Here is a 12,366-nt window from a genome sequence, read left to right on the forward strand (position 1 = left end):
GTCCCGTCGCCCGCCGTGACATTCCGTTTGGGTTTTCGGACCGTCAACCGGAAGACTGCACCCGTGACGTCCCGTATCCCGCGCGACTCCAGGCTCCGACTCGTCCGACCGCGACCCCTGGCCGCCGCCCCCAGAGCTGTGAACCAGCGGCGTCCGCGCCGCCTCGCACCCCGGCCGCCGGAGGGCACCCCGGCCCCCGCGGAACTGGCCGGAATGGCCCGCACCGGGCTGGCCGGCCCGGTGCGCGTGGCTCGCTGGGCCGACGCCGCACTCGGCCCCGGCAGCGACGGCGCCACCGCCGACGGAAAGGCCACCCTCTCCGACGCCACCGCCCGGCGTGCCGCCGCCGATCTCGGCCTGAGCGTCACTCAGGTCCGCACCGACTGGGACACCGCCCGCCTCGCCGGACTCGTCGAGGTGCACGGCGACAGCGCGCGCCCCGGCTGGCGGCTGCGCGCCTGGGACCGCGACGACAGCGCCGTGCTGCGCGGCTGGGTCGCCCTCTTCGACGCCTGGTCGCTCGCCTCCCCGGAGCCCGAGGAGCACGAGCCGGCCGCCGTCGCCGAGGTCGTCTCGGCCATGCCCCAGGTGCTCTCCTTCCTCCAGCTGTCCGCCGGGCCCGTCCCGGTCGAGCAGCTCCTGGACCTGCTCCAGCAGCGGGTCACCGAACTGCGCACCGAGCGCTGCGAGGTGCCCTACGAGCCGGGCACCGCGCACCCCGCCGAGCCCGGGGCCGCGCAGCCGGGCCTGGCGGCGGAGCGGCGGACGTCCGAGCCGGGTGCCGGGCGCCCGGCGGGCGACTCCGCGAGCCCGGCGGAGCTCCGGGTCGGCGTCCCGGAGGACCCCGCGCCCGCCGGCGACACCCCTCTCGGGCCCCTCCTCGACTGGGCGCTGCGGGCCCTCGCCACGGTCGGCGCGCTGACCTACGGCGACGGCCAGGCCACGCTGACCCCGCTGGGCAGCTGGGCGGTGTGGGTCAAGCTGGAGCAGATCTGCGTGGCCGCGCAGAGCCCGGCCGGCAACATCGAGCAGTCCGCCGAGGACATGCTCCGCGGCTGCGCCCAGCTCCGCCCCAACGCCGCCCGCGCCGAATACCGCGCCTGGCTCGCCGCCCGCACCGTCGGCGACGCCGTCACCGAGCTGATCCACGCCGCGCGCGGCGAGGACGCCCTGCTGCGCGGCCTGGCCTTCGAGGCGCTGCGCGTGGTCGGCGCCCCCGCCGAGCCGGACGTGCGCGCCGTCGTCGACGAGCCCGCCCTGCGGCCGTACGCCCTGCTGTGGCTCGCCGAGCACGACGGGGTCGACCCCGAGGACGCCCACGAGGTCCTCACCCGCCGGGAGGCGACCTGGCTGTGGGTGGACACCGCCGCCGCCGTCGCCGACCACGGCGAGTCGCCGATGCTGGTCCGGCACCTGGAGTCCGCGGTGCAGCCCACCGTCCCCCAGCTGCTCGACGAGGTCCGCGCCGTCGGGCACCCGCGCACCGTGCAGGTCCTGGTCGCGCTCGCCGCCGCGCACCCCGACCCGGCCCTGGCCAAGGCCGTGCGCCGGGCCGCCTTCCAGGTGCACACCGGGGGATGAGCGGCGCGGGGGCCGCTCAGGCGCCGATCTCGGGGGCGTACGTCCCGAAGCTCCAGATGTTGCCCTCGGTGTCCCGGGCCATGTAGTCGCGCGAGCCGTAGTCCTGGTCCGTCGGGGGCATCAGGATCTCCACGCCGTGCTCCAGGGCCCGCTGGTGGTGGGCGTCCACGTCGTCCACGACGACGTACACCCCGGCGGGCCCGGCGTCCTTCATCGCCGTGTCGAACAGGCCGCCCCGGCCCTTGGAGCCGATCATCACCGCGCCGTTGCCCTGGACCAGCTCGGCGTGCATCACCTTGCCGTCCTCCGTCTCGTACACCGACAGCTCGGTGAAGCCCAGGGCCTCCGTGAGCTGCTTGATCGCCGCCTGCGCGTCCGCGTACAGCAGCGTGGGGTAGAGACTCGGCCGTCCGCCGCCCGTGCCTGCCATGCCGATCACTCCTTCGTGCGTCGGTCCTCCGGCGTCCCGTTCAGTGTCGCAGCCGCCACTGACAACGCCTCACGCGACGAGCGAGAGCCCAGCGTCCTCAAGGCAGTGGGGGATGTCACGGACCGAACGCACGCACGTGGAAAACCGCTTGCACGCCCCCGTTAGACTTCTTCCCATGGCCATTCTCCTCGCGCATTAGACGGCGGGAACGTCCTCAGCCGCCCACCCGCCAATTCCTGTACGCCCTGGAGTCTGTCCGTGATCTCCGCCTCCGGTATCGAGCTGCGCGCCGGTGCGCGCGTCCTCATCGAGAACGCCACCTTCCGTGTCGCCAAGGGCGACCGCATCGGCCTCGTCGGCCGCAACGGCGCCGGGAAGACCACCCTCACGAAGTGCCTGGCCGGCGAGGGCATCCCGGCCGCCGGCCAGATCACCCGCTCCGGCGAGGTCGGCTACCTCCCGCAGGACCCCCGCACCGGCGACCTCGACGTCCTCGCCCGCGACCGCATCCTCTCCGCGCGCGGCCTCGACGTACTGATCCGCAAGATGCGCGAGAACGAGCAGCGCATCGCCACCGGCAAGGGCGCCACCCGCGACAAGGCGATGAAGCAGTACGAGCGCCAGGAGACCGAGTTCCTCACCAAGGGCGGGTACGCCGCCGAGGCCGAGGCCGCCACCATCGCCGCCGCGCTGAACCTGCCCGACCGCGTCCTCGGGCAGCCGCTGCACACCCTCTCCGGCGGTCAGCGCCGCCGTATCGAGCTGGCCCGCATCCTGTTCTCCGACGCGGACACCCTGCTCCTCGACGAGCCGACCAACCACCTCGACGCGGACTCGATCATCTGGCTGCGGGACTACCTGAAGACCTACCGCGGCGGATTCATCGTCATCAGCCACGACGTCGACCTGGTCGACACCGTGGTCAACAAGGTGTTCTACCTGGACGCCAACCGGTCCGCGATCGACATCTACAACATGGGCTGGAGGCTCTACCAGCAGCAGCGCGAGGCCGACGAGAAGCGCCGCAAGCGGGAGCGGGCCAACGCCGAGAAGAAGGCCGCCGCCCTCAACGCCCAGGCCGACAAGATGCGCGCCAAGGCCACCAAGACGGTCGCCGCGCAGAACATGGCCCGCCGCGCCGAGAAGCTGCTCTCCGGCCTCGAAGCGGTCCGGATGTCCGACAAGGTCGCCAAGCTGCGCTTCCCGGAACCCGCGCCCTGCGGCAAGACCCCGCTGATGGCCGAGGGCCTGTCGAAGTCGTACGGCTCGCTGGAGATCTTCACCGACGTCGACCTCGCCATCGACAAGGGCTCCAGGGTCGTCATCCTCGGGCTCAACGGCGCGGGCAAGACCACGCTGCTGCGCCTGCTCGCCGGCGTCGAGCAGCCGGACACCGGCCAGGTCGTCCCCGGCCACGGCCTCAAGCTCGGCTACTACGCCCAGGAGCACGAGACCCTGGACGCCGACCGCACGGTCCTGGAGAACATGCGCTCGGCCGCCCCCGACATGGACCTGGTCGAGGTCCGCAAGGTGCTGGGTTCCTTCCTGTTCTCCGGCGACGACGTCGACAAGCCGGCCGGTGTCCTCTCCGGCGGCGAGAAGACCCGGCTCGCCTTGGCGACCCTGGTCGTCTCCTCGGCCAACGTGCTCCTGCTCGACGAGCCGACCAACAACCTCGACCCCGCCAGCCGCGAGGAGATCCTGGGCGCCCTGCGCACCTACAAGGGCGCGGTCGTCCTCGTCACGCACGACGAGGGCGCCGTCGAGGCGCTCCAGCCGGAGCGGATCATCCTGCTGCCGGACGGCGTCGAGGACCTGTGGGGCTCCGACTACGCGGATCTCGTCGCCCTGGCGTGATCCACTGCGTATGGATCATTCGGCTCATCGGTGATCCATCATCTGTGTGAGATCTCCTCGTATCGAGGTGTGTCCTACACGGATTTCGCGGCCGATCCCTTTACTGCCAAGGGATCGGCCGCCTCGCGTCTCTGACCTGGTGCTTCGCGAATCCACCCGTTCGGCTCCGTGGGCGGGACTCCTTGGAACCCCGTCTTCCGCTTGTGCGGATCCACTCCTGTCGTCACAACGATGTCTCACGGACCTTGCCGAATGGGTGGCCATCACGCCCAGGAGGGGTGATCATGAGGAGACCAGAGCGCACTTCCCATGAGGAGGCACGGGTGGCCGAGACTCTGAAGAAGGGCAGCCGGGTGACCGGCGCCGCGCGCGACAAGCTCGCGGCAGACCTGAAGAAGAAGTACGACTCCGGTGCGAGCATCCGGGCGCTGGCCGAGGAGACCGGCCGCTCGTATGGCTTCGTGCACCGGATGCTCAGCGAGTCGGGCGTCACGCTTCGTGGGCGTGGCGGAGCGACCCGGGGCAAGAAGGCCGCATCGTCCTGACTCCGGGCGGCCATCGGCTTCGATGGGTGGCCACCCGGTCGGCGGTCTGATCGGCCGGGTGGTTACTGTGCAGTCACTTAGCATGCCGTAACGGCACTGTGTGATGACCGCACCCCATCGGAGGCGCCCCATGGCTACGCCCGACCAGGACCTCGCTCCTGTACTCGACAAGGACGGCGTACGGCTCACCGTCGACGACGCGCTCGCCACGGTGACGCTGACCAACCCGGCCAAGCGCAACGCGCAGAGCCCCGCCCTGTGGCGGGCGCTCACCGAGGCCGGCCGGCTGCTGCCGGGCTCCGTCCGGGTCGTCGTGCTGCGCGGCGAGGGCAGGTCCTTCTCCGCCGGTCTGGACCGGCAGATGTTCACGCCGGAGGGGATCCCGGGCGAGCCGAACTTCATCGAACTCGCGCGCCGTGACGACGCCGGGCTCGACGCGACCATCGCCGAGTTCCAGGAGGCGTTCACCTGGTGGCGGCGCAGTGACATCGTGTCCATCGCCGCCGTCCAGGGGCACGCCATCGGGGCCGGCTTCCAGCTCGCGCTCGCGTGCGATCTGCGGGTGGTCGCGGACGACGTGCAGTTCGCCATGCGCGAGACCAGCCTGGCCCTCGTCCCCGACCTGACCGGCACACACCCGCTGGTCGGTCTCGTCGGGTATGCCCGCGCGCTCGAGATCTGCGCGACCGGGCGGTTCGTCGGCGCGGCGGAGTCGGTGGCGTCCGGGCTGGCCAACGTCAGCGTGCCGGAGGCTGAACTCGACGCGGCCGTACGGGACTTGGCCGCGGCGCTGCTGGCCGCGCCGCGGGACGCGGTCGTGGAGACCAAGGCGCTGCTGCGGGGCGCGGTGGACCGTACGTACGACGAGCAGCGGGCGGCCGAGCGGGCTGCCCAGGCACGCCGGCTCCGGGACCTGGCCGGCCTCGGCGAGTAGGCGCGGCGGCGGAGCCGGACCGTGATCCGGCCCCGCGCGTCTAGCGGGACGTGTCGCCGACGGCCGTGATCAGCACCGCCACCGTCGGCCGGTCCTCCAGCGCGGCCCGCACCGCCGTACGCACCCGCCGGGCCACCTCGACCGCCCGGTGGTCCGCGCCCGTCGTCAGCTCCACGCGTACGTGCCGCTGCGGCAGGGCGGTACCGGCCGTGCGCTCCTCCAGGTGCACCGCCCGGCCGAGGCCGCCGAGGGACCCCGTCAGCCCGGTCACGCCGGGGACGGAGAGCGCGGCCGCGGCCACCCGGGACTCGTCGGCGCCGGTGGGCTCGCGCGCGGACACCGGCCGCGGTGCCCGCACCCGCGCGCCCGGCTCCACCGCGTCCAGCAGGCCGGTGACCCGCAGGTCCACCTCCGCCACCGCGAGCCCGAGCCGCTCCGTCGCGGCCGTCGCCAGGGTCAGCCGCAGCCTGGACGCCACCGTCGGCAGCGGCTCGGCGGCCGCCGCGGCGAAGTCCGCCGTCAGCCGCAGCGGCCCCGGCGGCAGCGCGCTCGGCGGAGCCGGCACGACGGGCTCCGGCGCCTCGTCCGGATCGGCCAGCGCGAGCCGCAGCGTGCCGAGCCGCACGTCGGGCATCGAGTCCGCCACCGCCCGTTCCAGCACCGCCGCGGCCGCGCTCTCCGCGATCCAGGCGCCGTCGAGTGGCCCGCCGAGCGGCAGCAGCCTGCCCAGCCCGACCTGGCGCCGTACCACCTCTGTCCACCGGTCCGCCGTCATTCCTCCAGCCTGCCGTATCAGCGGCGCGCGGCCGGGCAACCTTGCTTACGGTGGATGGAGGACGATCGACGGGGACCACCGAAAGGGACGTACGGCGATGACCGACATGACGACGACCCCCGAGGGCGGCCAGGAGCCACAGGTTTCGGCCCACAGGACGACCCGGCGCGGCGGCGGCGATCCGGCCACCCGCGGACGGACGACCATCGCCGACGGCGTCGTGGTGAAGATCGCCGGTCTCGCGGCTCGGGACGTGGTCGGCGTGCACGCGCTGGGCAGCGGCCTCGCCCGCACCTTCGGCGCCGTGCGCGACCGGGTGCCCGGCGGCTCCAAGTCCGTCACCCGGGGCGTGAAGGCCGAGGTCGGCGAGGTGCAGACCGCGCTCGACCTGGAGATCGTCGTGGACTACGGCGTCTCGATCACCGATGTCGCCCGCGCGGTGCGGGAGAACGTGATCGCCGCCGTGGAACGCATGACCGGACTCGAGGTGGTCGAGGTCAACATCGCCGTCAGCGACGTCAAGCTGCCCGAGGAGGAGGAAGAGGAGCCCGAGCCGCCCCGGATCCAGTGAGGCACCGGCGGCCCGGGACCGCACACCCGACGAGTGGAGGAGCGAGGCATGAGCATGGCGGTGGTCGGCATGATCGCCGGAATGGCGCTGGGCTTCGCCGGGTACTTCGGCGGCTTCGGTGCGTTTCTGCTGGTGGCTGCCCTGGGGGCGGTCGGGTTCGTCGTCGGCCGGTTCGCGGAGGGCGACCTGGAACCGGGTGACTTCTTCCGCATCCGCGGCGACCGGCGCGACCGGCGGCGGTGACGGAGGGGTGAGCGCCGACACCGGCGCGGCGCATCCGCCGTCGGCCCTCGTGCCGCCGGGGGAGCGCGGCGCCATCCGGATCGCCGACCGGGTCGTGGCGAAGATCGCGGCGCAGGCGGCCCGCGAGGCGCTGCCTTCGCTGCCCCCCGACGCGACCGCCCCGCACGCCACGGTCGTCGTCCTCCCCCACTCTGGGCTTCGCTCGAGCGGGGGGACCCCCATCGCGGCGGCCCGCGTCCGCGTCCACCTCGAACTCGGCTATCCCTGCGACATCGGCGCCCACTGCGCCGCCGTGCGTCGCCATGTCGCCGAGCGGGTAGGCGCGTTGGTGGACATGGCGGTGCCCGAGGTCGCCGTCCACGTCGAACGGCTGCACCCGGAACCGCACGGGAGGGCGTGATGAGCGAGCCACAGCCGACCACCCCGACCCTCGACAAGGACCCCGGCACCGCCCCGCCGGAGGCGGCCCCCGCCGAGGGCAGCGGCCGCTTCTGGTCGCCGCGCCGCGTCCCGGCCGCCGTCGTCGCGCTCCTGCTGCTGGCCGGCGCCGGCCTGCTGCTGTACGACATCGCCGCCGTACGCGCCCACCGTCCCGCGATGCACTGGCGCCGCGCCCTCGCCCGGCAACTGGCGCAGCGGCCCCTGGACGACACCTGGGTGCTGACCGGTGCCGCCGTCGCCGTCGCCCTCGGCCTGTGGCTGATCGCCCTCGCGGTCACGCCCGGCCTGCGCGCACTGCTGCCCATGCGGCGCCCGCACCACGATGTCCGCGCCGCGCTCCGGCGCGACGTGGCGGAGCTCCTGCTGCGCGACCGGGCCATGGACATCTCCGGGGTCCGGTCGGTGAGGGTGCGGATGCGCCGCAGGAAGGCCGACGTCCGTGCCCTCGCGCACTTCCGTGACCTGGACGACGTACGCGCCGACCTGGACACGGTGCTCACGGACGCGATCCGGGGCCTCGGCCTGACCCGGCCGCCCACCCTGTCGCTGCGGGTGTCCCGGCCCGGACGGAAGGGGTGAGGACGGATGCGCGCCGGCGGTCTCAACCGCGTCCTGCTGGCCCTGGCCGGCCTGCTCCTGCTCGCGCTCGGCGGTGCGGTGCTGGCCGTCGGCCTGGGCGCGCCGCCGCCCTCCTGGTGGATCCACAGCGGCCCGCACGACGTGCTGCTCACGAAGGCCGAGCGGACCCACTGGCGGTCCGCCGGCTGGTGGTGGCCGGCGGTCATCGCCGGTCTCGCCCTCGTGGTCGTGCTCAGCCTGTGGTGGCTCACGTCGGTCCTGCGCCGCCGCCGGCTGACCGAGATCCTGGTCGACACCGGCGACGACGAGTCCGCCCTGCTGCGTGCCAGGGCCCTGGAGTCGGCCCTGGCCCAGGACGCCGTGCGACAGGAGGGCGTGGCGCACGCGGAGATCCTCCTGCGGGGCCGCCGTACGGCACCCACGGCGAGCGCGTGGCTCCAACTCGAACCGCACGTGGACCCGGCGACGGCCCTGACCGGGTTCACGGCCGAGGCCCTGACCCGCGCCCGCCGGTCGGCACGCCTGCCCTCGCTTCCGGCGGAGGTACGGCTCCGGACGGTCAAACACCGTGCGGAAAGGGTCACTTGACCCCGCGGAAAGGGTCACTTGACCCCGGCCCGCACGTCAGAACCCGTGCCGCATGCCCCCGTCCACCGGCAGCATGACGCCACTCAGATAAGAAGCCGCAGGAGACAGCAGGAACGCCGCCACGCGACCGAACTCCTCCGGCTTGCCGTACCTCCGCAACGGGATCCGGGACTCGTTGGCGGCCCGGGTGGCCTCGGGGTCGGCGGACAGCGCGTCCAGCTCGCGCACGCGATCCGTGTCGATGCGGGCCGGCAGCAGCCCCAGCACCCGGATCCCGCGCGGCCCCAGCTCGTCGGCGAGCGACTTGGCGAACCCGGCGAGGCCGGGCCGCAGCCCGTTGGAGATGGTCAGCCCCGGGATCGGCTCGTGCACCGACCCGGACAGCACGAACCCGATGACGCCGCCCTCCGCCAGCTCCGCGGCCGCCGCCCGCGCGAGCCGCACCGCACCGAGGAACACCGACTCGAACGCGTCGCGCCACTGCTCGTCGGTGTTGTCCGCCACGAAACCCGGCGCCGGCCCGCCCACGCTCACCAGCACGCCGTGGAACGCGCCGAAGTGCTCACGGGCGGCCGCGATCAGCCGCTCCGGCGCCCGCAGATCGGCGTTGTCCACGGCCACGCCCACCGCGTCGGGGCCCAGTTCGGCGGCGGCGTCGGCCACCCGCTTCTCGTCCCGGCCGCTGATCACGACCTTCGCCCCGTCGGCGACGAGTTCCCGCGCGGCGGCGTTGCCCAGTCCGCGGGTCGCCCCGGTGACGACGTACACCCGGTCCTTCAGTCCAAGATCCATGGCCCCTATCCTGCCTGGTCGTCCCCGAAGAGCGTGAGGGCGGTGTTCACCAGCCCGATGTGACTGAAGGCCTGCGGGAAGTTGCCCAGGTGGCGGCCGTCGACGGGGTCGTACTCCTCGGCCAGCAGCCCCACGTCGTTGGCCAGGCCCACCAGCCGGCCGAACAGCTCCCGTGCCCCGTCCTTCCGGCCGGTCAGGTACAGGGCGTCGGCCAGCCAGAACGAGCAGGCCAGGAAGGCGCCCTCGCCGCTGGGCAGCCCGTCGACCACCGAGTCCTCGGTGTCGTAGCGGCGCAGGAAGCCGCCGTGCCCGAGGTCGTCACGGATCGCGTCGACCGTGCCGACCACCCGCGGGTCGTCGGGCGGCAGGAAGCCGACGCGCGGGATGAGCAGCAGCGCCGCGTCGAGTTCGCGGGAGCCGTAGTACTGGGTGAAGGTGTTGCGCTCGGGGTCATAGCCCTTCTCGCACACCTCCCGGTGGACCTCGTCGCGGAGTCTGCGCCAGCCCTCCAGGTCGCCCCTGAGGTCCTTGTACTGCTCCAGCGTCCGCACGGCCCGGTCGGCGGCCACCCACACCATCACCTTGGAGTGCACGAACTGCTGCCGGCCGCCGCGCACCTCCCACAGCCCCTCGTCCGGCTGCCGCCACGCCGACTCCAGGAAGCCCATCAGGGCGCGCTGCATCGCCCACATGTGCGGCCGCGGGGACAGGCCCGAGCTACGGGCCAGGGCCAGCGAGTCCATCACCTCGCCGTACACGTCGAGCTGGAGCTGCTCGACCGCGCCGTTGCCGATGCGTACGGGGGCGGAGTCGGCGAAGCCGGGCAGCCAGGGCAGCTCCATCTCCGGCAGCCGCCGCTCGCCCGCGACGCCGTACATGATCTGCAGGTCGGCCGGGTTGCCGGCGACCGCGCGCAGCAGCCAGTCGCGCCAGGCCGCGGCCTCGTCGTGGTAACCGGCGTTGAGCAGCGCCCCGAGGGTGAGGGTGGAGTCGCGCAGCCAGCAGTACCGGTAGTCCCAGTTGCGGACCCCGCCCGGCTGCTCCGGCAGCGAGGTGGTCGCCGCGGCGACGATGCCGCCGGTCGGGATGTAGGTGAGGGCCTTGAGGGTGATCAGGGAGCGGACGACCGCATCCCGGTACGGCCCCCGGTAACGGCACTGCCGGGCCCAGCCCTGCCAGTCCGCGACGCTGCACTCCAGGCCCTCGAAGGGGTCGTTGAGCTTCGGACGCTGCTCGTGCGAGGGGTGCCAGGTGAGCACGAACGCGACCCGCTCGCCCTCGGCGACGCCGAACTCGGAGTGGGTGCCGAAGTCCTCGCCCCAGGTGTGCACGGCCGGCTCGGAGCGCAGCCAGACCGAGTCCGGTCCCGCGACGGCCACCCGGTGCCCGTCCGCGCGGCGCACCCACGGCATGATCGACCCGTAGTCGAAGCGCAGGCGCAGGGTGCTGCGGACGGTGACCCGGCCGCTGACCCCTTCGACGATCCGTACGACGTCGGGGGCGCGGTCGCGCTGCGGCATCAGGTCGGTGACCCGGACCGTGCCGTCCGGGGTCTCCCACTCGGTGTCGAGGACGAGGGTGTCGGGCCGGTAGGCGCGGCGCGTGCAGGTGTCCGCGCCTTCGGGGGCGATCCGCCAGTAGCCGTGGTCCTCGCCGCCCAGCAGCCGGGCGAAGCACGCGCCGGAGTCGAAGCGGGGCAGGCACAGCCAGTCGATCGAGCCGTCCTTGCCGACCAGCGCCGCGGTCTGCTCGTCACCGATGAGTGCGTAGTCCTCGATGCGCGCGTTCACGGGATCCGGTTTCCCGGCGGGCCAGAGGGCCAATCAGGTGGTGCGCCGGGGGAGTGACGTCACCGCGCCGGAGCACGCGGGGCCCAGCGGAGGCACGCGGGGCTCATACGGCGGCCGGTGCGCTCTCCGCCGACTGCGTCTGCGCCGCCGCCTCCTCCCGGTCCCGGATCTCCCGGCGGACCAGGAACCACCAGCCGACCGGGACGCCCGCGGCGAACAGCCACCACTGGATCATGTACGCGTAGTTGAGCGGGGCGTCCTCGCTGCCCGGGTCGGAGATCTGCTCCGGGCCGTCCTTGGGCGTGGGCGCCGTCTGCTCGACATAGCCGCCGAGCACCCGCGCGCCGAGCCGGTGCGCCTCCTCGGTGCTGTTGATCAGCATGATCTGGCGGTCGGGGAGACCCTTGACGTTCTTGATGCCGCTCGCCGCGGTCGTCTCGTCGGCCATCAGCCGCCCGGTGACGGTGGTGCGGCCGGACGGCGGGGCGGGGATCTTCGGGAAGGCGGTCTGGGCGCCGTTCGCGGGGATCCAGCCGCGGTTGACGAGGAGGACCCTGCCGTCGTTCAGGACGAAGGGGGTGAGCACGTGGAAGCCGACCTCGCCGTCGGAGTTGGTCCGGCGCCGGACCACGACCTCCCTGGCGGTGTCGAAGGTGCCGGTCGCGGTGACCGTGCGGTACCTCTCGGTGCGGGTCACCGCGTGCCCGGGGGAGGTCAGCCGCTCGACCGGGACCGGTTTGGCGTGCAGCGCCGAGGAGACCAGGTTGTTGCGCGCGGTGCGCTCCTGGTACCGGTGCTGCTGCCAGAAGCCCAGCCTGATCATCGTCGGGATCAGCGCGAGCGCGACGATGGTGAGGATCACCCACTGGCGGGACAACAGGAAGCGGTAGCGGTGCACCCCACGACGGTACCTCCGGGCCGTGGGGTGCATTCGGGCGGGTACCGGGTCACACCCGGTCGACGATGCCCACCTTTCCCTCCGCGCGGGCGCAGTGGGCTCCGCAGTAGAACCGGCCGTCGGCCTCCACGCCCTGGCCGATGATCTGCACCCGGCAGTGCTCGCAGATGGGGGCCATCCGGTGGATCGCGCAGGAGAAGCAGTCGAAGACGTGCACCGAGCCCTGTGCGTGGACCTCGAAGGTCATCCCGTAGTCATTGCCGCAAACTTCGCATTTCGCCATGCGCCACAGGGTGGGCCGTCACCCGGCGCACGGGCGAGCGGGCGCCGGGTGAGTCGTAC

The 12,366-nt window shown here is 73.3% G+C and carries 15 protein-coding genes; 9 read left to right on the forward strand and 6 right to left on the reverse strand.

The annotated features are described in order from the left end of the window. Positions 1-213: 213 nt before the first annotated feature. Positions 214-1,581 carry a hypothetical protein gene (locus ABB07_RS29755; RefSeq protein ID WP_244189807.1) on the forward strand — a complete coding sequence of 456 codons (1,368 nt, stop codon included), beginning with the start codon at positions 214-216 and terminating at the stop codon, positions 1,579-1,581. 16 nt (positions 1,582-1,597) lie between these two features. Here ABB07_RS29755 and ABB07_RS29760 read toward each other — a convergent pair whose 3' ends face one another. After that, positions 1,598-2,011 (reverse strand): VOC family protein, encoded by a 414-nt coding sequence (locus ABB07_RS29760; protein ID WP_208901605.1) that lies wholly within the window; start codon positions 2,009-2,011, stop codon positions 1,598-1,600. Between the two features lie 258 nt (positions 2,012-2,269). Between ABB07_RS29760 and abc-f the strand changes: the two genes are divergently transcribed. The 3 genes from abc-f (at position 2,270) to ABB07_RS29775 (ending at position 5,347) form a co-directional block, all read left to right on the forward strand. Beyond that, the gene (abc-f, locus tag ABB07_RS29765) at positions 2,270-3,868 is read left to right on the forward strand and encodes a ribosomal protection-like ABC-F family protein (RefSeq protein WP_208901606.1); all 1,599 of its coding nucleotides are present in this window, start codon (positions 2,270-2,272) and stop codon (positions 3,866-3,868) included. Between the two features lie 323 nt (positions 3,869-4,191). Beyond that, on the forward strand, positions 4,192-4,413 hold the full coding sequence (locus tag ABB07_RS29770) for a helix-turn-helix domain-containing protein (RefSeq protein WP_004002281.1): 222 nt from the start codon (positions 4,192-4,194) through the stop codon (positions 4,411-4,413). A gap of 130 nt (positions 4,414-4,543) precedes the next feature. After that, positions 4,544-5,347 carry an enoyl-CoA hydratase/isomerase family protein gene (locus ABB07_RS29775; RefSeq protein ID WP_208901607.1) on the forward strand — a complete coding sequence of 268 codons (804 nt, stop codon included), beginning with the start codon at positions 4,544-4,546 and terminating at the stop codon, positions 5,345-5,347. 40 nt (positions 5,348-5,387) lie between these two features. Here the strand turns inward: ABB07_RS29775 and ABB07_RS29780 are convergent, their stop codons facing one another. After that, positions 5,388-6,122, reverse strand: a complete 735-nt coding sequence (locus ABB07_RS29780) for a nucleopolyhedrovirus P10 family protein (protein WP_208901608.1) — start codon at positions 6,120-6,122, stop codon at positions 5,388-5,390. 97 nt (positions 6,123-6,219) lie between these two features. On the opposite strand from ABB07_RS29780, the gene ABB07_RS29785 reads away from it, so the two are divergent. The 5 genes from ABB07_RS29785 to amaP are packed head-to-tail and all read left to right on the forward strand — an operon-like array spanning position 6,220 to position 8,544. Beyond that, positions 6,220-6,693, forward strand: coding sequence for an Asp23/Gls24 family envelope stress response protein (locus ABB07_RS29785; RefSeq protein WP_208901609.1), 474 nt, complete (start codon positions 6,220-6,222; stop codon positions 6,691-6,693). 48 nt (positions 6,694-6,741) lie between these two features. Continuing rightward, positions 6,742-6,936: a hypothetical protein gene (locus tag ABB07_RS29790; protein WP_208901610.1), complete on the forward strand. Its 195-nt coding sequence runs from the start codon at positions 6,742-6,744 to the stop codon at positions 6,934-6,936. A gap of 7 nt (positions 6,937-6,943) precedes the next feature. Beyond that, positions 6,944-7,336: an Asp23/Gls24 family envelope stress response protein gene (locus tag ABB07_RS29795; RefSeq protein ID WP_208901611.1), complete on the forward strand. Its 393-nt coding sequence runs from the start codon at positions 6,944-6,946 to the stop codon at positions 7,334-7,336. Further along, a complete protein-coding gene (locus tag ABB07_RS29800) occupies positions 7,336-7,956 on the forward strand; it encodes a DUF6286 domain-containing protein (protein WP_208901612.1) in 621 nt (206 codons plus the stop codon). The genes ABB07_RS29795 and ABB07_RS29800 overlap by 1 nt, the downstream gene beginning before the upstream one ends. 6 nt (positions 7,957-7,962) lie before the next feature. After that, entirely contained in the window at positions 7,963-8,544 is a 582-nt protein-coding gene (gene amaP / locus ABB07_RS29805) for an alkaline shock response membrane anchor protein AmaP (protein ID WP_208901613.1), read from the forward strand. Between the two features lie 36 nt (positions 8,545-8,580). Here the strand turns inward: amaP and ABB07_RS29810 are convergent, their stop codons facing one another. The 4 genes from ABB07_RS29810 to ABB07_RS29825 all read right to left on the reverse strand — a co-directional run bounded on the left by ABB07_RS29810 (position 8,581) and on the right by ABB07_RS29825 (position 12,307). Continuing rightward, the gene (locus ABB07_RS29810; RefSeq protein WP_208901614.1) at positions 8,581-9,336 is read right to left on the reverse strand and encodes an SDR family oxidoreductase; all 756 of its coding nucleotides are present in this window, start codon (positions 9,334-9,336) and stop codon (positions 8,581-8,583) included. A gap of 5 nt (positions 9,337-9,341) precedes the next feature. Further along, a complete protein-coding gene (locus ABB07_RS29815; protein WP_208901615.1) occupies positions 9,342-11,126 on the reverse strand; it encodes a glycoside hydrolase family 15 protein in 1,785 nt (594 codons plus the stop codon). Between the two features lie 103 nt (positions 11,127-11,229). Further along, complete coding sequence (locus ABB07_RS29820) at positions 11,230-12,024, reverse strand: SURF1 family cytochrome oxidase biogenesis protein (protein ID WP_482269073.1); 795 nt, start codon at positions 12,022-12,024, stop codon at positions 11,230-11,232. Between the two features lie 49 nt (positions 12,025-12,073). Then, positions 12,074-12,307, reverse strand: a complete 234-nt coding sequence (locus ABB07_RS29825; RefSeq protein ID WP_153535354.1) for a hypothetical protein — start codon at positions 12,305-12,307, stop codon at positions 12,074-12,076. Positions 12,308-12,366 lie beyond the last annotated feature (59 nt).

The organism is Streptomyces incarnatus, from assembly GCF_001027185.1.
Lineage (GTDB): Bacteria > Actinomycetota > Actinomycetes > Streptomycetales > Streptomycetaceae > Streptomyces > Streptomyces puniciscabiei.